This is a genomic window from Lacisediminihabitans sp. FW035 (assembly GCF_054880895.1).
Map to the genome: position 1 here is coordinate 867,520 of NZ_CM142187.1, position 23,065 is coordinate 890,584.

At 63.3% G+C, this 23,065-nt stretch carries 26 protein-coding genes; 12 read left to right on the forward strand and 14 right to left on the reverse strand.

All coding sequences use genetic code 11. From position 1 onward, the window contains the following. Positions 1-7 precede the first annotated feature (7 nt). Together ACVXZ4_RS04225 and ACVXZ4_RS04230 are read left to right on the forward strand one after the other, a co-directional pair. The gene (locus tag ACVXZ4_RS04225; RefSeq protein WP_461796986.1) at positions 8-409 is read left to right on the forward strand and encodes a DUF2958 domain-containing protein; all 402 of its coding nucleotides are present in this window, start codon (positions 8-10) and stop codon (positions 407-409) included. A gap of 20 nt (positions 410-429) precedes the next feature. Continuing rightward, the gene (locus ACVXZ4_RS04230) at positions 430-909 is read left to right on the forward strand and encodes a hypothetical protein (RefSeq protein ID WP_461796987.1); all 480 of its coding nucleotides are present in this window, start codon (positions 430-432) and stop codon (positions 907-909) included. Positions 910-1,351: 442 nt separating this feature from the next. Here the strand turns inward: ACVXZ4_RS04230 and ACVXZ4_RS04235 are convergent, their stop codons facing one another. The 7 genes from ACVXZ4_RS04235 to ACVXZ4_RS04265 all read right to left on the reverse strand — a co-directional run bounded on the left by ACVXZ4_RS04235 (position 1,352) and on the right by ACVXZ4_RS04265 (position 6,791). Continuing rightward, the gene (locus ACVXZ4_RS04235) at positions 1,352-2,656 is read right to left on the reverse strand and encodes a hypothetical protein (RefSeq protein WP_461796988.1); all 1,305 of its coding nucleotides are present in this window, start codon (positions 2,654-2,656) and stop codon (positions 1,352-1,354) included. Positions 2,657-2,801: 145 nt separating this feature from the next. Further along, positions 2,802-3,641, reverse strand: coding sequence for a DNA adenine methylase (locus ACVXZ4_RS04240; protein ID WP_461796989.1), 840 nt, complete (start codon positions 3,639-3,641; stop codon positions 2,802-2,804). A gap of 107 nt (positions 3,642-3,748) precedes the next feature. After that, positions 3,749-4,087, reverse strand: coding sequence for a hypothetical protein (locus ACVXZ4_RS04245; RefSeq protein WP_461796990.1), 339 nt, complete (start codon positions 4,085-4,087; stop codon positions 3,749-3,751). After that, entirely contained in the window at positions 4,084-4,383 is a 300-nt protein-coding gene (locus ACVXZ4_RS04250) for a hypothetical protein (RefSeq protein ID WP_461796991.1), read from the reverse strand. The genes ACVXZ4_RS04245 and ACVXZ4_RS04250 overlap by 4 nt, the downstream gene beginning before the upstream one ends. Before the next feature lie 41 nt (positions 4,384-4,424). Next, positions 4,425-4,856 (reverse strand): hypothetical protein, encoded by a 432-nt coding sequence (locus tag ACVXZ4_RS04255; RefSeq protein ID WP_461796992.1) that lies wholly within the window; start codon positions 4,854-4,856, stop codon positions 4,425-4,427. Between the two features lie 225 nt (positions 4,857-5,081). Further along, on the reverse strand, positions 5,082-5,747 hold the full coding sequence (locus ACVXZ4_RS04260) for a hypothetical protein (protein WP_461796993.1): 666 nt from the start codon (positions 5,745-5,747) through the stop codon (positions 5,082-5,084). A gap of 318 nt (positions 5,748-6,065) precedes the next feature. Then, on the reverse strand, positions 6,066-6,791 hold the full coding sequence (locus tag ACVXZ4_RS04265) for a DUF2637 domain-containing protein (RefSeq protein WP_461796994.1): 726 nt from the start codon (positions 6,789-6,791) through the stop codon (positions 6,066-6,068). Positions 6,792-7,162: 371 nt separating this feature from the next. On the opposite strand from ACVXZ4_RS04265, the gene ACVXZ4_RS04270 reads away from it, so the two are divergent. The 3 genes from ACVXZ4_RS04270 to ACVXZ4_RS04280 all read left to right on the forward strand — a co-directional run bounded on the left by ACVXZ4_RS04270 (position 7,163) and on the right by ACVXZ4_RS04280 (position 9,460). Next, entirely contained in the window at positions 7,163-7,645 is a 483-nt protein-coding gene (locus ACVXZ4_RS04270) for a hypothetical protein (protein WP_461796995.1), read from the forward strand. Between the two features lie 163 nt (positions 7,646-7,808). Further along, the gene (locus ACVXZ4_RS04275; RefSeq protein ID WP_461796996.1) at positions 7,809-8,408 is read left to right on the forward strand and encodes a hypothetical protein; all 600 of its coding nucleotides are present in this window, start codon (positions 7,809-7,811) and stop codon (positions 8,406-8,408) included. 200 nt (positions 8,409-8,608) lie between these two features. Then, complete coding sequence (locus ACVXZ4_RS04280; RefSeq protein WP_461796997.1) at positions 8,609-9,460, forward strand: sulfurtransferase; 852 nt, start codon at positions 8,609-8,611, stop codon at positions 9,458-9,460. Between the two features lie 27 nt (positions 9,461-9,487). Here ACVXZ4_RS04280 and ACVXZ4_RS04285 read toward each other — a convergent pair whose 3' ends face one another. Both ACVXZ4_RS04285 and ACVXZ4_RS04290 read right to left on the reverse strand, forming a co-directional pair. After that, positions 9,488-10,984, reverse strand: coding sequence for an SPFH domain-containing protein (locus tag ACVXZ4_RS04285; protein WP_461796998.1), 1,497 nt, complete (start codon positions 10,982-10,984; stop codon positions 9,488-9,490). A 69-nt stretch (positions 10,985-11,053) separates the two neighbouring features. After that, entirely contained in the window at positions 11,054-11,332 is a 279-nt protein-coding gene (locus ACVXZ4_RS04290) for a hypothetical protein (protein WP_461796999.1), read from the reverse strand. A 194-nt stretch (positions 11,333-11,526) separates the two neighbouring features. On the opposite strand from ACVXZ4_RS04290, the gene ACVXZ4_RS04295 reads away from it, so the two are divergent. Continuing rightward, entirely contained in the window at positions 11,527-11,727 is a 201-nt protein-coding gene (locus ACVXZ4_RS04295) for a hypothetical protein (protein ID WP_461797000.1), read from the forward strand. A gap of 466 nt (positions 11,728-12,193) precedes the next feature. On the opposite strand, the gene ACVXZ4_RS04300 is transcribed toward ACVXZ4_RS04295, so the two are convergent. Both ACVXZ4_RS04300 and ACVXZ4_RS04305 read right to left on the reverse strand, forming a co-directional pair. Then, positions 12,194-12,622, reverse strand: a complete 429-nt coding sequence (locus ACVXZ4_RS04300; protein ID WP_461797001.1) for a hypothetical protein — start codon at positions 12,620-12,622, stop codon at positions 12,194-12,196. 132 nt (positions 12,623-12,754) lie between these two features. Continuing rightward, positions 12,755-14,281 carry an amino acid permease gene (locus ACVXZ4_RS04305; RefSeq protein WP_461797002.1) on the reverse strand — a complete coding sequence of 509 codons (1,527 nt, stop codon included), beginning with the start codon at positions 14,279-14,281 and terminating at the stop codon, positions 12,755-12,757. A gap of 192 nt (positions 14,282-14,473) precedes the next feature. On the opposite strand from ACVXZ4_RS04305, the gene ACVXZ4_RS04310 reads away from it, so the two are divergent. The 5 genes from ACVXZ4_RS04310 to ACVXZ4_RS04330 all read left to right on the forward strand — a co-directional run bounded on the left by ACVXZ4_RS04310 (position 14,474) and on the right by ACVXZ4_RS04330 (position 19,753). Then, entirely contained in the window at positions 14,474-15,841 is a 1,368-nt protein-coding gene (locus ACVXZ4_RS04310; RefSeq protein WP_461797003.1) for a glutamine synthetase family protein, read from the forward strand. A 169-nt stretch (positions 15,842-16,010) separates the two neighbouring features. Further along, positions 16,011-16,733, forward strand: a complete 723-nt coding sequence (locus ACVXZ4_RS04315) for a gamma-glutamyl-gamma-aminobutyrate hydrolase family protein (RefSeq protein ID WP_461797920.1) — start codon at positions 16,011-16,013, stop codon at positions 16,731-16,733. After that, positions 16,730-18,091 carry an aldehyde dehydrogenase family protein gene (locus tag ACVXZ4_RS04320; RefSeq protein ID WP_461797004.1) on the forward strand — a complete coding sequence of 454 codons (1,362 nt, stop codon included), beginning with the start codon at positions 16,730-16,732 and terminating at the stop codon, positions 18,089-18,091. Before ACVXZ4_RS04315 ends, ACVXZ4_RS04320 begins: the two co-directional genes overlap by 4 nt. A 112-nt stretch (positions 18,092-18,203) precedes the next feature. Further along, positions 18,204-18,992 carry a 3-oxoacyl-ACP reductase gene (locus ACVXZ4_RS04325; RefSeq protein WP_461797005.1) on the forward strand — a complete coding sequence of 263 codons (789 nt, stop codon included), beginning with the start codon at positions 18,204-18,206 and terminating at the stop codon, positions 18,990-18,992. Between the two features lie 2 nt (positions 18,993-18,994). Further along, positions 18,995-19,753 (forward strand): FadR/GntR family transcriptional regulator, encoded by a 759-nt coding sequence (locus ACVXZ4_RS04330; protein ID WP_461797006.1) that lies wholly within the window; start codon positions 18,995-18,997, stop codon positions 19,751-19,753. A gap of 173 nt (positions 19,754-19,926) precedes the next feature. Here the strand turns inward: ACVXZ4_RS04330 and ACVXZ4_RS04335 are convergent, their stop codons facing one another. After that, positions 19,927-20,580 carry a hypothetical protein gene (locus ACVXZ4_RS04335; protein WP_461797007.1) on the reverse strand — a complete coding sequence of 218 codons (654 nt, stop codon included), beginning with the start codon at positions 20,578-20,580 and terminating at the stop codon, positions 19,927-19,929. 2 nt (positions 20,581-20,582) lie between these two features. Next, positions 20,583-20,777, reverse strand: a complete 195-nt coding sequence (locus tag ACVXZ4_RS04340; protein WP_461797008.1) for a hypothetical protein — start codon at positions 20,775-20,777, stop codon at positions 20,583-20,585. A 104-nt stretch (positions 20,778-20,881) separates the two neighbouring features. Here ACVXZ4_RS04340 and ACVXZ4_RS04345 point away from each other — a divergent pair, with 104 nt between their 5' ends. Next, entirely contained in the window at positions 20,882-22,039 is a 1,158-nt protein-coding gene (locus tag ACVXZ4_RS04345; protein WP_461797009.1) for an SLC13 family permease, read from the forward strand. Between the two features lie 30 nt (positions 22,040-22,069). Here the strand turns inward: ACVXZ4_RS04345 and ACVXZ4_RS04350 are convergent, their stop codons facing one another. After that, positions 22,070-23,038: a magnesium transporter CorA family protein gene (locus ACVXZ4_RS04350; RefSeq protein ID WP_461797010.1), complete on the reverse strand. Its 969-nt coding sequence runs from the start codon at positions 23,036-23,038 to the stop codon at positions 22,070-22,072. Positions 23,039-23,065: the final 27 nt, after the last annotated feature.

The following is a 23,065-nucleotide window of genomic DNA, read 5'->3' on the forward strand; positions in this document are numbered from 1 at the left end:
AGGCACCATGTTCATCGAGGTCAATCGCGAGCTTCGTGGACAAGATTTCCTACCCGACTACATCGCCGACATCCCGGCGCTCTATGCGGGCGAGAACATCCCGATGCTCGACAAAATCATCTGGGCGCACTATTACCTCGGGAATTCCGAATGGTGGCTCATCGAACTCGACCCCGAGCAGTTCGTCTGCTTCGGCTTCGCCTGTCTCGCCGGAGATGATGGGAATGCGGAATTCGGCAACTTCTCGCTCTTTGAGCTGGAGAGCCTCGCGGTGAAGATCCCGATCCACGTCGGTGAACAGACGCTACGATTCGAGCAATTTGTCGAACGCGACCTCGGTTGGGTGCCGAGGAGCATCGGCGACGGCGGTCTCCCGGTGAGGTTCTACCGTTCGTGGTGGGAAAAGTAGCGATGCCGGTCAGACTTTTCATGGACGTGGACTCGACTTTAAATGTCCCACTCGCCGGGAACACTCGACAGACCCTCAGCATCAACAATCATCCCCTCCTCGTCCAGTGGCGAGCCGACTACATCGCCCGCCTAGCCGCTCTCTCGAAGCTTCCCGAGGTCGAATGGTTCTGGGCGACAGCATGGCTCTATGACGCCGAACGCCACCTCGATCCTCTGTGGGGCATCGAGTCCTCCGGGGTACTCGAATGGGATGCGGATGATGAACGGGATGCCGGTCAATTCGGAAAGTCCTCGGCTATCCGTTCGATGCAGGAGGACTTCCCTTGCGCGTGGGTTTTCGTTGATGACTGGGCTATCAGCGATGAGCTGCTGCGCTTGCCGTGGTGGCGTGAAATGGCGCAAAGCGCGGATGTGCTGTTGATTCGGTGCAATCAATGGACGGGTGTGAACGCCGAGGAAATCGGCGCTATCGAGGCATTCGTGGAGCGGTGGGGCTAGCGGTCTTTAAAGGGCTTCTGTAGCTCGAACATTGAGATGATCCAGCTTTCGGGAACATCGTTCAATTTATCGAAGCTGCCACGTTCCGCAACTGTACTGAATTTAGCTACAGCGTCGTCTTGCTCGTTTGTGGGTATGCCTCGGAGGTACCTCCGGATTGCTTTCGGGATGTGGGGCTGATCGAGAAACCGCTTAGCCCCATCGGTCATTTCCATGCTGTAAAAGATACCGTCCCGCGATCCGTCTCTGTGGATAACTCCTCCGCCCCATCTCTCCCGTCCTCTACCCTCGCGAGATGACCGACACCGCCTGGCAATGCCCCAACGGCTGCAACGAGATCCTCTCGGTTTACAACTGCGAAGCAGGCTGGTACCTCGGTTGTGCCGAATGCCTATGGATGGGGGAGACGACGAGGATCGGTGGTGAGGGGGGTTTTGTAGACCTATCCCTCTAGTCGCCGTTCGCGCTCCGTATGAAGCCCGTCAATCTCGGAAGTGTGCTTCTCGATTTGTCTATCAACCTTCGCGATTTCCGCATCCACATGCCTGAGAAGTTCTCTACCGCGTGGGTTATCCGCCGCGCCAATCGCAATCACGTCCTCGGCTTGCTCACGTAGTTCGACGAGTTTTCCTCGTGCGTTAGTCGCCGCATTTCGGTTCGCCTCGGCGGCTATGACACCGCGCTGAATTCTCGATTCCTCCGAGCTGATGCCGGAATGGCTAACGGCTTCCAATGCCTCGTATAGCTCGTCGGGGCTAGTAATTTTGCTGGGCTTCACACCATTTTGCGAAAGGGTAAGCGCCTCCGGTCCCATCAAAGCCGCGAGCTTTTCCCGCTCGGTAAGTTCGTGCCTTCCTGTCGTCCAGTCGAATCCCAGCGAATCTACGCCATCGACCAGCTCGTCGTCGTCTTCCCACGAGTTCATTGCCACATCTGAAACTTCGACGCCGGTAGCGGTTTTTCCGTTCTCGTCGAACGGCTTCCCAGTTTTGACGTTCATGCCGCGCTCATCCCATTCCACGACGGGCTCGGGCTTGAAATCGAGGCGATTTTCGGCGGAGCGGGCGGATTCGACCTTCGAATGAATAGTGGTGGGTATGCTCTCGATGCTATTCGGATTTACATACCTTGTTACGAGATTTCCGTTGACATCAACGAGCTGGGTGGCGACCAGACCAGCGGGCGCATCGGCATTCGTTTTGGCGGTCTTCTCAGCAGCATGGCGCGCCTCGATGTCGCCGATAGAGAGGTGGCGCTCGACCTCCCATTGCGCTTTCGTACGAGCCTCGCCGAGGAGGTAGTAGTCAGCGCGCCCTCGGTCAGAGCCGGAGGGAGCTTTCTCGATTGAGGGTCCATCGAAACTATTGAGTCGTCCACGGTTGTCGCGATAGACCATTTGACCGGCACCATCGATGAGACCCGGCATTGCACGGGAGACCATAACGCCGTTCTCCCAGCGCTCTGTAGTCCCATTGGAATAGACGACGGCGGGCTCGCCGATTCGGTGGGGGAGTCCATCGGCGTTGCGATAGGTGAGCGTGCCTTCCTTGCTGTACGTCGCCTCGCTCCACTCTTCGATGGCTGCCTGCTGTTGACTCGGACGAAGCGGTGCGGGGTTAATCATTCTGCTTTTGCCGAATTGGAAGTTCGGGACCGGGGTGGTGCTTCCGGTCTTTTTGTTGCGGCTGGTAGCGACGCCGTTTTTGTCGGTGATGTGAGTGCGTTGTAGGTGATTTTGATTTGCCATTGTGTAGCTCCTTCGATTGTGTGATTTGGCGGAATTGACCTCCTGAATTGGTGGTTATTGCTGATTACATTTTCCCAGATGGGGCGGCTCCGGAACTCAGAACTGAACTATTGGTCTGAGTTCGAGAGCCGCCACAAACCGCGATTTATACCTTGTCTTTCGAGCGTGATTTCGGCGCTGTCGGTGCCATGGGTTGGCGGCTGGATTTGCGGGCAATGAGGTGCTTGCCAGCCGCAAGAGCGAGTCGAGTTCCGGCAGGCAAGAAGGTCATTGCCTCGCAATTGCGTTTGGCTTCCCCCAGCCCGCTGAGAGTCTTCACGGCATCAATTGGGAACCCTGCTCGCACGAGGTTTTCGCGGAGGTCGAAGACGACGACATCGAAGCTCAGCGCCAGCTCGCCGACCCTCTTCCAATACGCGCTGAAATCGAACCCATCCACGTACTGCGGTGACGTTCCTTCATAGGGTGGGTCGCAGATGACGAGCACGTTCTCGTTCGCAAACTCCCTGATGTCCTCGTTGGTGATGTCGAGGTAGCTGGTGTTGCGCACGACCGGCTTTAGCTCACGCCAACGTCTGAGTGCAGCGAGGTAACCCTCACGACGGCTGTAGGTCTTAGCGTTCCGAGCCTGCACATTGAACCCGCCCTTTTTGCTCCAGCGCCAGATACCTCCCCGGCACATCGCAGCGAGGTAGTAGCCCGAACGCCACCAGTCACCCACCGTGCGGGCTGCGTCGTAATCCTCGGCGGAGAATGTGTCGGGCACATCCAGCTCGTCGTATCGGCTCAGGACGCGACAGAGATTGGGGTCCGTATCCACGATGAGTGCTTTGCTGGCGAACGTGGCGCTGATTATGGCGGAACCAGCGAACAGTTCCACGATGTTCTTGCCTCGGGCGAGCGGTTCGAGTTCCTCCAGCCAGCGGCGTTTTGAGCCAACGTATGCGGGGAGGAACGGGGTGGTTGAAATTGATTTTGCGGTCATTAGATACTTCTTTCTCTAGTAATTGATTTGTGTGAGCACCTCCTTGTTGAGGGATTGCCTACGGATAAATGGGGTGGAGCTGGTGATGCGGTGCTGCCTGCTATTGATTACCCGGTCATGAGAGCCTCCAGAATTTCGTCATCGATACCGTTCTGCGCGATGAGGAGAGGATTGAGCCCCTCGACCATCAGTTCGAGCGCTCGTCTAAACGGCATCCCCTTTTCCTCATCGACGAAAGGCTGAACCAGAGGGTGGATGTTCTCCGCGACCCACGAGCCGGACCGGCGTAGTTGCGTGTTGTAATCGCCCCAGTAGATGCGGATAGCACCCGCCTCGGTGATTTCCCACCGGGAGGCATCATGGGCATCCATTCCGATACCTCTATGGACGCCGCTGAGCCGGGTGAGGATTTCCTGGCGCATGGTGAGGAAGGTGGGGGTCGTCATGCTGCCCGCCTCGTGGTTGCCAGTCGAAAATTGAATTGCCGCACGGCTTCTGGGCGCAACCGGGGGTAATTTCTCGCAATCAAAATGATGAATTGCTTCCACAGGTCATCGTGGACAGGACTTCCCGGACCGTAACCGTCCACCATTCGGTCGTAGTCAGTCCACGCATGGCGGAGATAGTTCACGGAGTTGCGAATGAGGAAATCAGGCGGAGAGGTCAAGCTGGCGGTGATACCGGTCTCAAGCGACATCGAACGGTTGTATTGGTCGACCGCGTCTTTGAAAACATCGAGCATCGGGAGCGCTGAGTAGTTTGGGGTGAGAACTGGGAAGTACATCACGCCACCTCGCGATACTCATCGAGGTCGCGCGCTGAGAGGTACTTTCCATCGCTAATTCGGATGACACACCACTGGAGATAGATGCGCCAAGTACTTTCCCTCGCGTCGATGTCGGGGTTTGGAACTAGCACGAACTTTTCGTCGTTCACGGTTAGCTCGTGAATCGAGACGAAGTCATCACCCCCTTCTTTCAGGAACGAAAGCGGGACTTCGGTAGCGAATCCCACAGCCCATCCGCGAGCTTGCAGCGACATAGTGCTGAATCGCGCTGATTCGATGAATCCGTGTGCAATCGAGATGTCGATACCCTTCGACTCCGCGATGGCATCCCACTTTTCTAGGAGGGCTAGCTGAACGCGAGAGGGGGTCTTTGCGGAGTTCCTCTTGTCACGGTTTGCCCTGTTAGGACGGCGGCTCTGCTTGCTCATTACATTTCTCTTTTCATTTCACCGTGTTATTTGATTACCGTCTTGTGAAGGCAATTCCTGACTTTGTAGGATGCGGCGCATTTAGAAAGATAGAGAAAACACAAGATTCGATGGATCGACAATTCTTCGGTGAAGTGTAGGTTTGCGCAAAGAAAAAGCCGAAGTCCCTTGAGAATTCAGGACTTCGGCTTGATCGACAAACTCTCGATCAGATGGTGCAAATAGCTAGTATGACCACCGCTCTTCATCGAGGATGAGATTGATTTGCTGGTTTTGGAGTATCCGTTTCTTGTGCAGCTCGGTGACCTTTTCTGTCCCGATGGCGGCATGACTGTTGGTAAATAGGTACAGAAGCGATTCCAGCTCCTCTTTGCCGTCCGCGGACTTCCTGCCTGTTGGTTTCTGCTCTGTGAGTAATTCGAATTCCTTCCACCACTCCGCGAAATCATCTTTCGCATAGATTTCCTCACCCAGCCGCCTGAGTTGAATGAGAAGTCGTAGGTAGGTCTCGCACGCGCCCAGACAATCGAGGAGTGCGAAATTCACGCGTTCAAGCGAGTCCTTGAACCGGACCCACGCGGCATCAGATTGGCGCAAAAGATCATAGGCGCTTCGGTCGCCGAGGACGAGTTCGGTAAGAGGAATTCCGATTATTTGAGCGAGCGCCGAGATTTCGTCTATCGACAGGTTCATAGAGGTGCCGGTCTCGGGCTTCGCGAACTTGCTGAACTTGTCGGTGCTCCAACTGGTGAAGCCGCGCGAGTGCATCTTCCCCCAAATGTCCTTGGGCTTCCACTCATCTCCGTTATTCCTCGGCTCGTTGAAAAGCTTGAAGAACTGGATGTGGAATGTGTGCTGAATACGGGACGTGGACATAATGATTGGCTCCATGATCTGACGCTAATGGACCGCCTTGTCTACCTAAAGCAACGACTCGTGCTTTTCTGTGGCGTTCCGCTGGACAGCGAGAACGGTGGATGCGTCTTCACACCGCGCCCGTCCTCTGCCTTTTGCTCCCGTAACGGTTCCGAGCCTGCCTATCGGTAATCTGTAAAATCCGGCTCAGCTCAGCCCAAGACGTACCGCTCGCGAGCATCCTATGCACGGCTTCAATTTCCGCCTCGGCTGACTGGGCTAGAAACAGTTCACGCTCGTGCCTTATAGCTGCAAGCTGTTGCCGTGCGGTGATGATGCCTTCAAGTCGTGGGGTCATCGGTTGCCCTCGATCTCTTTCTTCGCTGCATAGATGACACTGCGGTCAACTGATTCGATGCGCGCGATCTCCGATACGGATCGCCCGGTTGAGAGAACAGCGGCGAGAAGGATGAGTGCACGCTCCCTCTCAGGAGTGCCTTTTCGGCGAGCCAATTTACTCTCGAAGATCTTCTTCTCGCCGAGGTCAGTAGCGGTCTGTCGAGCGCGCAGTTCAATGGGGGTTCCCACTGGGGGAGCAACGAGCAATCGAGTACTCATGTGCGTGCTGAGCAGAATGAGAAGCGGCATTAGCCCAGAGACTGTCGAGCCAACCACGTCCTGAGATTCGATGCCACGGGCGAGCGCTGGGATAAGCACGTGGAGCACATTGAACGCCATGCTCACCACGGTGAATGCGCCCACGACAGCCCAAGGAAAACCCGTGCTCTCGCCCCTTGCACGGAGAACAACGGCGGCGACTGTGAACACCACGATGCTGCTGTCAATCGCAGCCGGAACAGCGAGCCTCGCCGCATCCCGAAGACCAGCCCATGCGGCTACCGTCATCTGCCCCTCGAAACTGACGCTGAACGCCGCGATGAGGATGACCCCGACGAATCCCGCCACGACGTAAACGACCCATCTGGAGTCAGGGCGAATGCGAGCTGAGGAGGTACGGATGGACTGGGCAACGGTGGGCGCTGACAATTCGCTGGTCGGGCTCAGGAGTGCTGTGGTCATAGGTCGTGGTCCTCTCAACCGGAAGATCAATTTCCGGGATCAGTAGAGTGCTGGAGACCACTGTCATTAGTTTGCGAGGGTGCGCGAATGTGGTCGAGTGGGAGTGTGATTCGGAAGCACTGCGGTGCCAGAGGTTTTACCCTAGCGACCCAAGAATGACTAATTATCAGTCGAGAAACGCCGTGAAAAATAGGGTAAACATACCAACTAACCAACACTTCGCAAGTTTGCGTTTAGTAGTCTCTGACCAGCATTTATTATGTTCTCACCCGATAAGAATTCGCGAACGATTCGATTTCAGTGGGTTCCCGGTTCAAGTCCGGGGGGGTGCACCCCAACACTCGTACTCTCCGATCCCGGATGATGTACTCATGCCCTCCTCGAGAAGTCGCGCCGAAGCCCTTCGTGCTGCGGCCGACCAGCTCTCGGCGAGCCCGATCCTCATCGACGGCGACGCCGATGAACTGCTCGCGATCATCCGCTCGGGCTGCGAGCAGTCCGACATCACCGTCACCGATCGCACCACGCTCATCGCGAGCGGCCGGAAGGCGGCGATCGTCATCCTCGGTGTCGATGGCCACGGCCGCAGATCGTCGTTCTCGAGGGCGTTCGTCCTGCTGAGGGAGATCGATGTGGTTCTCACGCCGGACGCCGTCCGGGTCGTGGTGATCCAGAGCGGTCGTTCGCGGATGGCGCCCCTCCGGCTTCGCCGCGTCCTGGCTTCGGAGGTGCTTTTCCAGGTCGCCATGGCCGTGCCGGATCTGGTGCCTCGCAGGAAGCGACGGTCGATCCGACAGGAGCTCGGCCTCGCCGCGCTGGATGCGTCGGGTCTCCGGGTTCTGCGGTTCGGTTGATGAATGTATCCGAGCCGGGGTCGGACCCGCGAACCTTTTCAATTGTCGACATCAAGGCTCGCGTTCAGGTCCTGCTGGCCGAGCTGCTTCCCACTGCGATCTGATCGAGGAGGATCCGATGCGCTCGTCCGGGCCGATACCAGGCGACCCCTGGCCACACGACATGGTCATCTCCATCGAGGACGACTCGAACACGCTCCTCGAGCTGCTCTGGATCCGCGAGGCCTGGGCGCTCCGGCCCATCGGAGTCGACCTCCCGCCGCAGCTGTCCGACGGATCTGTCTCCGCCTATGCCCGAGCCGAACCGTCAGACCTGATCTCCCGCTGGAGTGAAAACTGGCCGGCCCTGTGGCATGCCTGTGTGCGACACGCCGGCGAGCTCCGCGATGGGTCCGAGGTGTTCGCTCGGCTCGAGGGCGCACCGTTCGGGTCGCCGGAGCGAGCCGAACTTCTCAACTCGTTTCTCGGGCCGTCCTGGCGAGGAGAGTATGGCGGCGAGGCTTTCACCGACGACTACGACAACTGGCAAATGGCGCGATTCGAAGCCGTGACTCGACGACAGCCCCGATCGCTCGATGAACAGCCCGAGCGCATTGCGCTGGCAGCCCTCGTTCCGGCGTGGCGGGCGGGATTAGGCAAGATCGTGACGATCCCGTGCACGGGCACCTTCACGCGCATCATCGGTCGCCACGCCCTGATGGTGACGGAGGAGACCCGTGCAGATCCGCATCGCTACAGCGAAGCCCTCGCCCAGTTCCGGTAGGCACCTTCGGAGACGGGCCAGAGACGGGCGTCACCGGGATGGCGTCGACGACGCTGTGACAGGGGAACGAGTTCGGTGTTGAGCGGAGCGACGCCGCGCGGTTCGCAATCCGAAACGGGGAGCAAAGTCCTTCCCTCGCACAGCTCTCCGCGCAAGAATAGGCGGTCGCGGCGTCATCGAGGTGCCGGAATGGAGCTCCGGTGACCGTCCACTCTCACACCGCACCACCACTCATCGGAGTTGCCGAGCTCGCGGCGCTGCTGCAGGATGACCCGGGCCCAGTGGTCTTCGACGTGCGGTGGGTCCTCGGCAGGACGGACGGTGCGGCCCGATTCGCCGAGGGCCACCTGCCCGGCGCCCGGTACGTCGACCTGGACCGGGAGCTGGCCTCCGAACCGTCTCCAGAGGGCGGCCGTCACCCGCTGCCGAGCCGAGAAGCGTTCCAGCGGACGCTGCGCGACAACGGGGTCTCGCGGGGGTCGACGATAGTGATCTACGACGGGTCACACAGTTTCGGTGCGGCGCGGATGTGGTGGCTGGTGCGCAACGCGGGCCTGACCGCGCGCGTGCTGGACGGTGGCTACGCTGCCTGGGTCGCCGCGGGATTCGAGGTCGCCGTCGGTGAGAGCTCTCCGGTCGTTCCGACGGCGATCGACATCGAGTGGGATGTGCTCCCGACAGTGACCGTCGACGAGGCCGGAAGCTTCCCGGGGCGCGGTGTACTTCTGGATGCACGAGCCCCTGAGCGATTTCGAGGCGAGGTCGAGCCGCTCGATCCGCGCGCCGGACACATCCCCGGCGCCGTATCCGCACCGACCACCGCCAATCTCGCAGCGGACGGGTCGTTTCTTGCCCCGCACCTTCTCCGGCGCCGGTTCGAAGACCTGGGAATCGTCGACGGCACGCCTGTCGCTGCATACTGCGGTTCGGGGATAACCGCCTCACACCAACTGCTCGCGTTGGAGTCGGCCGGTCTTACGGCGACGCTCTACCCTGGCTCATGGTCGCAGTGGTCTCAGGACCCGTCGCGGCCGATAGCGGTCGGGCCCTGATCCTCCGCTCCGACAGCGAGCGTCGAGTCAGTCTTCGTCCGCGGCGGGTTCCGTGCGGACCGGTTCCCCGGTGGCAAGGTCGACGGGCACGCGTTGGGCCGCGATTCGCTCGACCGCGACGGCCCTCTCCGTGATGGGCGCATCGGCTGAGGCGGCCGATCGCGAAGCCCCCGCTGCGGCGCCCGCGACGGCTCCGCCGGCGAAGCTGCCGAGAAGGCCGCGCAGGTCGATGCCGGTGGTGGACTTGAGCACGGCGTCGATCTCGGTGAACCCGCCCGCGACGTTCTTGGTCAGCTGGCTCGCGCCATCCGTCGACACGACCGTGAGCTGGTCGATGTTGCCCATCGGAGCCGCAAGCTCGTGGGCGATCTGCGGCAGCATCTCGACGAGCCGCAGCTGGATGAGCGCCTCCGACTTCTGGGCCACCGCCTCGGCCGCGAGCTTGGTGGCCTCGGCCTCCGCCTGGCCCTTGGCGAGGATCGCGTCGGCTGTGGCCTGACCCTCTGCGCGGATCGCCTCCGCATTGGCCACTCGACTGTCGCGCTCGGCGGTAGCGGCGATGACCCGGGCTTCGGCCGCGGCGTTCGCTGCGATCTTCACGCGGTAGGCGTCGGCATCCGCGACCGCATTGACCTCGGATGCCAGTTGAGCAGTGCGCAGCTTGGCGGCGGCCTGCGCGGTCACCTCCTGCTCGTGCACGATGTTCTGCTGGGTCTTGGCCTCGGCGAGAGGCTTCGCACCGGCCGCCTCCGCGGTGGCCTTATCGGTGTCGAGCTGCAGCGCGGCCCGCTTGAGCGCGAGCGTGTTCTGCGCGATCGCCACGGCCTGCTCCGCCGCGATGGAGGCCTCCTGCGAAGCCTGGCCCGCCTGGGCCTCTGCCACCTCTGCCGCTTTCAACACGGATGCCTGCTCGGCACGGCCCATGTTGTGGATGTAGTCGTTGTCGTCGGAGATGCCCTTGATCTCGAAGGAGTCCACGTCGAGACCCTGGCTGAGCAGCGACTCGCGAGCGGTGGACAGCACTGCTGCGCCAAGCTCGTCACGCTTCTGGATGATGGTCTGAACATCAGTTCCACCGATGGAGGAGCGCAGCGAACCAGAAAGCACCTCGAGGGCGAACCCGTCGATGTTCTTGTCGTTGCCGATGAAGCGCTGGCCGGCGGCGAGGATCGCGGAGTGTGTGTCTCCCACCTTCACGATGGCGACCGCCTCGACGGTGAGGGTGATGCCGCGGGCATCCTGTGCCACTGCCGCGAGTTCGATCGCGCGCGACCGCAAGCTGATTTTGAATGCCTTCTGGAAGAAGGGCGTGATGAACACCCCTGACCCCACGACGATGCGGATGCCCGACTCCTCGGTCGCGACGCCGTCGACTGTCTTCACTTTCGACCGCTTGCCGGTGATCAGGATCGCCTCATCCGGCCCCGCATTCTTGTAGATCGACTTCGCGTAGATGAGCACGATGAGGAAGACCACGATCACAGCGGCGATGATCGCCACGAGGGGATTGAGGTTGAAGGGCACGACGACGTCCTTTGTTCGGTGCCCGAACGCTAGCATCCCTCGACAAGCTGCACGACTCGAGCCCGTCGTTCAGGGGCGGGACGAACCCCGGAGCCCGACTGACGCATCCGCCACGGCGAATACGGTGTGGGGGCCGATGAGCAGCAGTTCGACCCCGTCACGGTGAAGGAGGGGCACGAGCTCCGTATCGAGCCGGGCGATGACATCCTCCGCCCGCGCCGCGAAGATCGTGGCCATCGTGGTCGTGGCGAGGAAACTCCGACCGCCGTGTCTCACGATCTTGTCGAAGGTGCGTCCGCCCGAATCGGAACTGCCGGTGCCACGCGTGGTGGCCGAATGGATGGTCATCTGAGGTCCTGCTCGACTCTCCCCGTGCTCCGTCGCACCCTAGGGTTAATCGAGCCCAACTCGGCCCGAATCTGCGGGGGAGCCATTGACAGGACGTCGATTCGAGGAATGCCTTTGCCGAGGATCTGCTGCGAGGGGATTGACCCGGCGGGCCGAGCGGGCCACCGTGACAGCAGAAACCAAGGGAGAAACCAATGAAATTCAAGTACGTCATCATCGCGCTCGTCGCCTTCGCCGCTTACGTGCTCGGTGCCAAGGCGGGCGAAGACCGGTACAAGGAGATCACGCGCGCGGCGACCCGCTACTGGAACGACCCGAAGGTGAAGAAGGCCCGCGCCAAGGCGAAGAAGGCGCGGAACAAGGCCGCTAAGGCGGCGCGCAAGCAGTTCAGCTAAGCGCCGTTAACCACCCGTATTGGGGTAGTGAGCACTAGAGACAAGCTCGCTATCACACTGGTACCGTAAAGCCAGATGCAGGGGGAAACACATACTCTGGTCTCCTGGTGATCGTGTGTCGAGCGCGGGGGCGCTTATTGGCACGATGAATTCGGGTTTGTTTCGGTTCGGGAATCGGGACTAAGTCTCGATCGCCGCAACTCTTCGGAGGGGCGGCGATCAGTCTTTAACGAGCAGTTTCCGGCGGGCGAGGTCCTGGTGCCCGCGTGAGCAGCTATCCGGGCGGCGTAGATGTTCGCGGATCAGGAGTGACGCGTGACACGCCGCGTTTCAGCCCTGCGACACGCGGCATCCGCCCGCTACTCCTGATCCGGGAACTGCGTGGGGGAGCAGACGGGCCCATTCGGCGCATGCCGCAAGGCGCGCGCGACAGGCATCGGACGCTACGGGCATCTGTGCAGAGAGCTCAGGCTGCCTTACGCGGCTTGAACATGCGGTGTTCGTCGTGCTCGTCATCCTCGACGAACTCGACAGTCACTTCCTCGACAGGGGTCTCTATGACTGCCGTCGCTTCGGTGGGCACCAGAGTGTCGATCCATTCGGTGTTCTCCGTGGCGATCTCTTCGTCCGCTTCGACGAGTTCGATCGGAGCATCCGCGCCGTCGATCGCTGCAACGGGCGCTGCGAGCTGGTTCGCGATGTCGCGGGCGATGTATTCGGAGATCGTCTCGCCGAACAGCGAGTCGGTGTCGGTGCTTGCACGGAACTGCAGTGTCCACATGCCACCGGCCCCGACGGCCTTGAGCAATCGCTCGCGCACCAGGTCGTAGACGAGCTCTTCGAGCTCCGCCGACTCTTCGGGCGAGATCGTACGACTGTGCGTGCGTGATTCCATCACGACTCACCCTTCAAGTTCAGGTTGATAGTTTGCCCAGTATGCGCCCGACCCCTCGAACAGGGCTGGAGACACGCCGACACGAAAACGGCTCCGGATGCGTCATCCGGAGCCATTTTCGGACGGTGCGTGTTACTTGGTGAAGACCTCGTCTTCCATCGCGTCGTAGCCCTCGGACTGCGGGTCGCCGTGGAGGCCGCCGCTGAGGGCGTATTCCTCCTCCGGCGAGAGCACGAGGCGGTTGCGCCCGACGAGGGCGAAGATGACCAAGCCGACCACGAAGATCACCACACCGGTGACGATCGCCGGGCGGAAGTCGACGACGAAGACGATGCCGAGGAAGGTGAGTGCGGCGATCACGCCCGCGACGATCGCACCGGGGATACCGACCGGGCTCTTGTAGGGACGCTTGGCGGTGGGGAACTTGCGGCGCAGAATTACGAACGAGACCATCTGCATCACGTACGAGATCACCGCACCGAAGACGGCGATGAAGAGGATGATGCCGTTCGCCGCTGTCGACGCCGCCGCGCTCGAGGCGGAGATCCACTGCACGACCAGCAGCACGATGAACCCGATGACTGCTCCCACGATGAGGGCTACCCAGGGTGTCTGGTGCTTGCGACCGGTGAGCGAGAGGAACTTCGGGTAGTAGCCGGCGCGCGAGAGGGAGTACATGTTGCGCCCGGCGGCGAACATGATGCCCTGCAGCGAGGCGAGGAGTCCGATGAGGGCGAACAGAGCGAGCACCGCCGCAACGCTGTCGGGCAGGAACGCGCGGAATCCGTCGAGGAGGGGCTCACCCGAGGCCGCGATCTCCTTCGAGCCGGTGACCGCCGGGTTGAGGAACAGCACGAGGAGCCCGAAGAACGCGAGGGTCACGATGCCCCAGATTCCGGCACGGGGGATGTCCCGGCTCGGGTTGTGCGCTTCTTCGGCCGCCAGCGGCAACTCCTCGATGCCGAGGAAGAACCAGGTCGCGAAGGGGAGCGCGAAGAGCACCCCGGTCCAGCCGAATGGCAGGAATTCGCTGTTCCCGGCCGTGGGCTTGATGTTCAGCAGGTTGCCGAAGTCGACGGCGCCGAATGCGAAGGCCATCACCGCGAAAATCACGAGGACCGCGATGGAGATGATCGCGACGATCAGCGCGAAGCGGAAGCTCGCCTGCGCTCCCAGCGAATTGAGGCCGACGAAGATCACGTAGAGGATGACCCACCAGACCCAGGCCGGGAGGCTGAATCCGAGCAGGTCGGAGGTGATGGCATCCGCGTAGTACCCGGAGAACAGCACGACGACCGCGGTCGTCACGACGTACTCGATCGTCTCGGCGAGGCCGGTGACGAAACCGCCCCAGGGCCCCATCGCGGCGCGGGCGAAGGAATAGGCCCCCCCGGTGTGAGGCATCGCGGCCGACATCTCACCGATGGAGAAGAGCATCGTGAAATACATGACGATCACGACGAGGGTGGCGATGAGAAGACCGCCCCAGCCCGCCTGGCCGAGGCCCGGATTCCACCCGGAGAAGTCGCCGGAGATCACGGCGGCGATGCCGATCCCCCAGAGTCCCCAGAATCCGGCAGTGCGTTTGAGACTTCGCTTCTCGAAGTAGCCGTCTTCGGCTTTCGTATAAGTGACGCCGGAGACCGTGTTCTTTGACATGCATTCCTCCAGGAGGGGATCGTCGGGAGCCGGGCGCGATGAGCCACCGCGTCACGCTTATCGGAGAGCTTGGCGTTTATTGGTACTTCGTGTCTACCTTTAGATGTAAACAGTGCGTTACACGCCCTAGGATCGGGGTCGTGCCACCGTGATGCAATGGTCGGCAGACGCTCGAGAAGACGAGGAACCCCCATGGCTGCACGCACGGGAATGCTCACCACCGACCAGTTGAACGAGCTCATCGATGACGGGAAGATCGACACCGTGATCGTGGCGTTCACCGACATGCAGGGCCGCCTGGTCGGCAAACGGGCATCCGCCCGGCTGTTCAAGGAGGAGATCAGCAGCCATGGTGCCGAGTGCTGCAACTACCTCCTTGCGGTGGACGTGGAGATGAACACCGTCGACGGCTACCGCATCTCCTCGTGGGAGAAGGGCTACGGCGACATGGCGATGATCCCCGACCTGTCGACGCTGCGGTTGGTGCCGTGGATCCCGGGAACCGCGCTCGTGATGGCCGACCTCACCTGGCTGGATGAGCGGCCGGTCGATCCGGCGCCGAGGGAGATCCTCAAGAAGCAGATCGCCCGGCTCACGGAGAAGGGACTCGTGCCCTATGTCGGCACAGAGCTCGAGTTCATCGTCTTCGACAACAGCTATCGGGATGCCTGGAGCAAGGGCTACGTGGGCCTCACCCCGGCCAGCGACTACAACATCGACTACGCGCTTCTCGCGTCGACCCGCATGGAGCCCCTGCTGCGCGACATCCGGGTGTCGATGGAGGGCGCCGGGCTCTACTGCGAGGGGGTGAAGGGGGAGTGCAACCTCGGCCAGCAGGAGATCGCGTTCCGCTACGAGGACGCGCTCACCACCTGCGACAACCACTCGATCTACAAGAACGGCGCAAAAGAGATCGCCGACAAGCATGGCAAAGCGCTCACCTTCATGGCCAAGTTCAACGAGAAGGAGGGCAATTCCTGCCACATCCACATCTCGTTCCGCGGCACCGATGGGGCAGCGGTCTTCGCTGACGACACCGACACCCTCGGCATGTCGGCGATGTTCCGCCATTTCCTGGCCGGGCAGCTGAAGACGATGCGCGAACTCACCCTCTTCTTCGCCCCCAACATCAACTCCTACAAGCGCTATGTCGACGGCAGCTTCGCCCCGACCGCGGTCGCCTGGGGGCTCGACAACCGCACCTGCTCGCTGCGGGTCGTCGGCCACGGGCTCGGGATGCGCGTGGAGAACCGCGTGCCCGGCGGGGATGTGAACCAGTACCTTGCCACCGCGGCGCTTATCGCCGGCGGGCTCTACGGCATCGAGCACGAGCTGGAGCTCGAGCCGATGTTCGAGGGAAATGCCTACGGCAGCGACGCTCCGCGAGTGCCTACGACGCTTCGGGAGGCAGCCGAGCTGTTCGGCCAGTCGGATATCGCCCGCGAGGCGTTCGGAGCGGATGTGGTCGAGCACTACCTGAACAACGCCCGCATCGAGGTCGCGGCCTATGACGCGGCGGTCACGGACTGGGAGCGGGTGCGCGGCTTTGAGCGCTTCTGAGAACACTGCGGGTCTCGACACGGGCGCCGAGCGCCCTACTCGACCAGCAGAATCTTCTGCTGGTCTCGACACGGGCGCCGAGCGCCCTACTCGACCAGCAGAATCTTCTGCTGGTCGAGTAGCGAGCGCCAGCGAGCGTGTCGAGACCCAGGCCCCGGCGGCGGGACCGATCATCGGCCTCACCACCTACCTCGAGCAGGCCCAGACCGGGGTGTGGGACGTGCAGGCGGCCTTCCTCCCGAAGGTCTACTTCGAGGCGATCACCCGGGTGGGCGGCATCGCCGTGCTCCTTCCCCCGCAACCCGTGTCGGCGGAGATCGCGAACCGGGTGCTCGACGGCCTCGACGGCCTGCTGATCACGGGCGGAAAGGACGTGGATCCGGCCCGCTACGGCCAGGAACCGCACCCGACGACCGACACACCGCGCACCGACCGCGATGCCTGGGAGGACGCACTCCTCACCGCGGCCATCGCCCGCGAACTGCCGTTCCTCGGCATCTGCCGCGGCGCGCAGGTGCTCAACATCGCCCGCGGTGGCACCCTTCACCAGCATCTTCCCGAGATCATCGGCACCGAGAAGTACCAGCTCGGTGGAGGCACCTTCAGCCAGGTCGACGTCGCGGCGGATGCGGACAGCGCGGTGGGCCGACTCGTGGGAACGGATCCGCTGGAGGTCGCGGTCTACCACCACCAGGCCATCGACCGGGTGGGTGAGGGCCTGCGCGTGACCGCCCGAACCGATGACGGCGTGATCCAGGCCGTCGAACTGACCACCGTGCCATTCGGAGTCGCGGTGCAGTGGCATCCGGAGCAGACCGGCGACGACCTGCGACTCTTCGCCGGTCTCGTCGAGGCCGCCCGGGACTATCGCAGCGAAGCGGTGCAGCGATGACCGGCATCACCCTGATCAACCCCGCAACGGAGGCGGCGCTGCAGACGGTCGACCACACCACCCTCGAGCAGGTGGATGACGCCGTCGCCGACGCGATGAGCGCCCAGCGCGCCTGGGCGGCCCTCCCGCCGGCCGAGCGCGCCGCGGCGCTCCGCCGCTTCGCGTCCGCTGTCGGCGGCGACATCGAGAATCTCGCGGGTCTCGAGGTGGCGAACTCCGGGCATCCGATCTCGCAGGCGCGCTGGGAGGCCGGGCACGTCCGCGATGTGCTCGACTACTACTCCGCCGCGCCGGAACGGATGATCGGCAAGACGATCCCGGTAGCAGGGGGCATCGACGTGACCTTCCTCGAGCCGCTCGGGGTCGTCGGCGTGATCGTGCCATGGAACTTCCCGATGACTATCGCGGCTTGGGGCTTCGCACCGGCGCTCGCCGCCGGCAACGCCGTGCTGCTGAAGCCCGCCGAGTGGACACCGCTCACCGCGATCCGCCTCGGAGAGCTGGCGATCGAGGCCGGCCTGCCCCCGGGCCTCTTCCAGGTGCTGCCCGGAAAGGGCTCGGTGATCGGCGAGCGGTTCGTGACCCACCCCGAGGTGCGCAAGGTGGTTTTCACCGGCTCGACCGCCGTCGGCAAACGGGTGATGGCCGGATGTGCGGACCAGGTCAAAGCGGTGACACTCGAACTCGGGGGCAAGTCGGCCAACGTCGTTTTCGCGGACTCCGACCTGGAGAAGGCCGCGGCCACGGCCCCGTACGCGGTGTTCGAGAATGCGGGCCAGGACTGCTGTGCCCGCAGCCGCATCCTGGTACAGCGCAGCGTCTACGACCGATTCCTCGAGCTGCTCGAGCCCGCGGTGAAGGGCGTGCGCGTCGGTTCCCCCCTCTCGGACGACACCGAGATGGGACCGCTTGTCTCCGCTGCCCATCTGGCCAAGGTGCAGTCGTACGTGCCGGACGACTCCCAGGTTGCTTTCCGCGGCACCGCTCCGGATGGCGCGGGCTATTGGTTCGCTCCGACGGTTCTCCTGCCCGGCTCGCGTACCGATCGCGTCGTGGTAGACGAGATCTTCGGCCCCGTTGTCAGCGTGTTGCCATTCGAGGACGAGGCGGACGGTATCGCCCTCGCCAACGACAGCGTCTACGGGCTGAGCGGCTCGATCTGGACGAGGGACGTCGGCCGGGCCATCCGAGTCTCGCGGGCCATAGACAGCGGCAATCTCTCGGTGAACTCGCACTCGTCCGTTCGGTATTCGACCCCCTTCGGTGGGTTCAAGCAGAGCGGTCTCGGGCGCGAACTCGGACCGGATGCCGCCACGGCGTTCACCGAGACCAAGAACGTGTTCATCAGCACCGACTGACAACCCAATCCCGCTGGTCGAGCAGGGAGCGCCAGCGACCGCGTCGAGACCCCGGGTCTCGACACGGGCGCTGAGCGCCCTACTCGACCACCAGTGACACAAGGAGCAACACATGGCAGTATCGAAGATCGACCTCACCCAGCGCCTCGCTGGAAAGGTGGCCGTCGTCACCGGGGGAGCGAGCGGAATCGGTCTCGCGACTGCGCGTCGCTTCGCCGCGGAAGGGGCAACCGTGGTGATCGCCGATTTCAACCCGGTGTCGGGTGCGGCAGCGGCCGCCGAGGTCGAGGGACTGTTCGTGCAGGTGGACGTGACCGATGAAGCCCAGGTCGACGCGCTCTTCGCCACCGCGAACGAGACCTACGGGTCCGTGGACATCGCGTTCAACAACGCGGGGATCTCCCCGCCGGACGACGACTCGATCGAGACGACCGAGCTGCCCGCCTGGCAGAACGTGCAGGATGTCAACCTCAAGTCGGTCTACCTGTGCTGCCGGGCGGCGCTTCGCTACATGGTGGCGCAGCAGTCCGGATCGATCATCAATACGGCCTCCTTCGTTGCGGTGCTCGGCTCGGCGACCAGCCAGATCTCGTACACGGCGTCAAAGGGCGGTGTGCTCGCGATGAGCCGAGAACTCGGCGTGCAATTCGCCCGCCAGGGCATCCGGGTGAATGCGCTCTGCCCCGGACCGGTGAACACGCCCCTTCTGCAGGAGCTGTTCGCGAAAGACGAGGAGCGTGCCCAGCGCCGGCTCGTGCATATCCCCAAGGGCCGTTTCGCCGAACCGGAGGAGCTCGCCGCCGCTGTCGCCTTCCTCGCGAGCGATGACTCCTCATTCATCACGGGCTCGACCTTCCTCGTCGACGGCGGCATCAGTGCCGCTTACGTGACGCCGCTGTAGCCATGAGCGGGGAGGGGGGTGGGCTGCTGCGGGCGGATGTCGCCGGCGACGCCCTCTTCCGACCGGTGCGCGCCGGCAACGCGTTCGAGGAGACCGTGAGCCGGCTGTTGCAGGCAATCCGCCTCGGGATCGTGCCGCCGGGGGAAGCGCTGCCAGCCGAGCGCGACCTCGCCACGCGGTTCTCGGTGAGTCGCGACACGGTGCGCGACGCCATCCGGTCGCTGTCCGATGCGGGATTCCTCGTCTCGCGACGCGGGCGGTACGGAGGCACATTCGTGGTGGATGCCCCGCCGCCGCGTGTCGCCGGCAGCGGGATCGACGGGCTCGCAGCATCCGTCCCTCCTACGGCGGAGGAGATCGAGGATGTGCTCGCCCTTCGCGACATCCTGGAAGTGGGAGCGGCGCGGATCGCAGCGGGTCGCAGCCTCACTGCGGGTGACCGCGAACTGCTCTGGACCCGGCTGGGGGAGACGGTGGCCGCGACCGTCGCCGACTACCGGCGGCTCGATTCCCGGCTGCATCTCACCATCGGCGAGCTCGTGGGCGCGCCGTCCCTCGTGCCGCTCATCGCGGAGAATCGCATGCGCGTGAACGGCTTGCTCGACGACATCCCGCTGCTGCAACCGAACATCGAACACTCGAACCAACAGCACGAGCGCATCGTGATCGCCATCCTCACGGGGGATGCCGATCGCGCGGCATCCGCGATGCAGGAGCACCTCGACGGGTCGGCCGCGCTGTTGCGCGGGTTCCTCGCCTGACGGCCGGCTGGGCGCGGTCGGATGTCCGTGATGCGGCCCGCGGAGGGGCAAAGTCCTCGCGGCGGGAGTTGTGACTCCCGCCGCGACACGCCTGTGGCGCCGCGAGTGGTTTTATCCCTCGCCGCGAGAACGAGAGAAGGGCTGCAACACTCCGACCTCGGCCGGTGCGGTTGTTAGACGGTCGGCGGCGCCTTGGGGGTGCGGGGCTTGGTCGGCGCCTTGGAGACCGGAGTCGTCGGCGGCACCGTGCGCGCCGCGGCCTTCGGCGCGGGCGTCACCGTCGGCGCGGGCGTCGTCGAAGGAGTCGATGCGGCCGGCGGCGTGGCCGTGGGGATGGTGCGCGTTGGTGTCGGCGCCGCGGCCTTCGGCAGCACGGCCGCAGACTTCGGCAGCACCGGCGCGACCTTCGTCGTCGCAGTGGGGGACAACGGAGCGGAGGGCGCTGCCGAAGAGGTCGGGGCCGAGGCTCCCGCCGAGGTCGCGCTCGACGGCGTCGTGGTCGGCGCGGACGGAGTTGTGGCGGGGGCGGTGGTGGCGGGCGAACCGGCGACCGGCGGGGTCGACACGGAGGACGGAGCGGCAGCGGCCGGCGCACTCGGTGTGGCCGGTGTCGGGCGCGGCGCAGCCGGCGGCTTGGGCGGCTCGTTCTTGGCGACATAGAGCTGGGCCGCGCGTGTGGCGACCAGGAGGAAGCGCACGAGAAGGAAGACGAGACCGATCACCACAGCGAGGGCGAGCAAGGAGAAGAAGCCCCAGACCACCAGTCCGAGGAACCCGAGGGCACCCGCGCCCATGTCGTACATTCCCGGAATGAGTGGGTTGTGCATGGTTACTCCTTCAACTCGTCGACTGCGCGCGACTGCTCCAATACGGAGTCCACCGCAATGACTACCGTGATGGCCCAGCTGATCCACATGAGAGCCAGCCGCCAGTCGCGCGGACCTTTTCGGGTCGTCTGGAGGGTACCCCAGCCGCCGATGACGGCGCTGATCAGGGTGCCGCTGAAGATGAATTTGCGCAACATGTGCCTTTCCGGTCGATATTTCCACGGTACTCCGCCACGGGAAGGGGGCACACCCCGGTATACAGTTGACCGCCGGAACGGCGTCGAGTGACGGAAGGGACCCCGTGCGAACTGCGATTCTCGGAGCCGTCCTCCTCCTGGTCGGCTTCATCGCGATCGCCACCGGCATCCTTCCCGGGGCGGATGCCCTCGCCATCGGCGAGCGGGTGTGGCCGATCCTCCTGTTCGTGGTCGCGATCACCGTGGTCACCGAGCTCGCTGCGGAGGCCGGACTCTTCAGGCTGGTGGCCGAGCGTACCGCTCGCTGGGGGCGTGGCCGCGCCTGGCTCCTCTGGCTCCTCGTGCTCGCCCTCGCCGTGGTGGGCACGATCTTCCTCTCGCTCGACACGACAGCGGTTCTGCTGACGCCGGTGGTGGTGATCCTCGCCAGGCATGCCGGCCTCTCGCCGCTGCCCTTCGCCCTGACGACGGTGTGGATGGCGAACACCGCCTCCCTGCTACTGCCCGTCTCGAACCTCACGAACCTCCTCGCGGAGCATGAGCTGGATGGCGTCGGGCCGTTGCAGTTCGCCGCCCTCACGGCGGTGCCCGCGCTGATCTCGGTGGTGGTGCCGGCGACCATCCTGTTCCTGGTCTTCCGACGTGACCTCCTGGTGCGCTATCGCACCGAGCCGGGCGATGTCGCAGACGACCGCGTGCTGCTGATCGCGAGCGGCGTCGTCGTGGTGCTGCTCATCCCCTCGCTCGTCTCCGGGCTCGACGTCTGGATCCCCACGGTTATCGCCGCGCTCGTCCTCGGCGGATTCTTCCTCGTGCGACGCCGATCGGTGCTGCGATTCGGCCTGCTCCCGTGGCAGCTCGTGCTGTTGGCATCCGGACTCTTCCTGGTGGTGGAGGCCGCGCATTCGCTCGGACTCGGGATGCTGCTCGCCACGGTGTCGGGCACCGGGCACGATCCGCTCAGCCTCTTGCGACTGGCGGGCGTCGCGACCCTCGGAGCCAACGCGATCGACAACCTGCCGGCCTATCTCGCGCTCGAACCCGTTGCGGGCGATCCCGTGAGACTCATCGCACTCCTGATCGGCGTGAACGTGGGATCGCTGATCACCCCCTGGGCTTCGCTCGCAACCCTGCTGTGGCACGAGCGGCTCAAAGCCCTCGATGTCGAGATCTCCTGGGGCAGGTATGCGCTGCTCGGATTGATCGCTGCACCGATCACCGTCACGCTCGCCACCCTCGGACTCGCTCTGGCGCAGGGCTGACGCAGACCTGACCGCCTGCGGTCGGGGAGTCTAGATCCAGTCCCGCCGCTTGAAGCCGACATAGAGCACCGCGGATGCCGCGACGATGAGCCCGAGCGACAACCACGCTCCCCAGACCGTGCCGAACCCGATGAAGGTGAGGTTCTGGCCGAAGAAGCCGGTGATCGCGGTGGGCACCGCGATGATGGCCGCCCAGCTCGTCACCTTCTTCATGATCAGGTTCATGCGGTTGCTCTGGATGCTGAGGTTCGTGTCGAGGATCGTCGAGATCAGGTCGCGAAGGGACTCCGTCCATTCGGTCGCCCGGAGCACATGGTCGTAGACGTCCTGGAAGTAGGGCATCATCTCCGGAGCGAAGGTCTCGAGATCGCGGCGGAGCACCGTGTTCACCACTTCACGCATCGGCAGCACGACCCGCCGCAGCAGCACGAGCGACTTACGGAATTCGAACGAGCGCCGCTGCACCTCTTTGTCTCGGGGCCGGTCGTCGAACAGGGCCTCCTCGAGCTCATCCGAGGCGGTATCGAGCTCCTGCACAGTAGCGAAGTGGCCGTCCACGACCTCGTCGAGCAGACCCCAGAGAAGGTAGGCGACGCCATACTTGGCGAGGTCCTTGTCGCTGTCCCAACGTTCGACGACCTTGGAGATGTCGAAGTCCGGGCCGTGGACCGTCACGAGCGCCCGGGGCGTGATGAACGCCTTGATCTCGTGGGTCTCGAGCTCACCGGTCACGGTGTCGAGCGTGACGCCGTAGGCGGCGAGGAAGAGATGGGTGTCGTAGCGGTCGAGCTTCGGCCGTTGCGAGGAGTGCACGGCGTCCTCGACCGCGAGGGGGTGGAGTCCAAGCTCCTCGCTGATCGTGGCGAGGTCGTCGGCGTCGGGGGAGACGAAGTCGGCCCAAACCGTGCATTCCTTCAGCTGGATGTGGTCGGAGATATTCTCGACCGCGAATCCCTCGGTCTTCAGTTTTCCGTGACTGTAGAGCCGGGTAGTAGCCATCGGGCAATGCTAGTTGGGCGCGGTGCA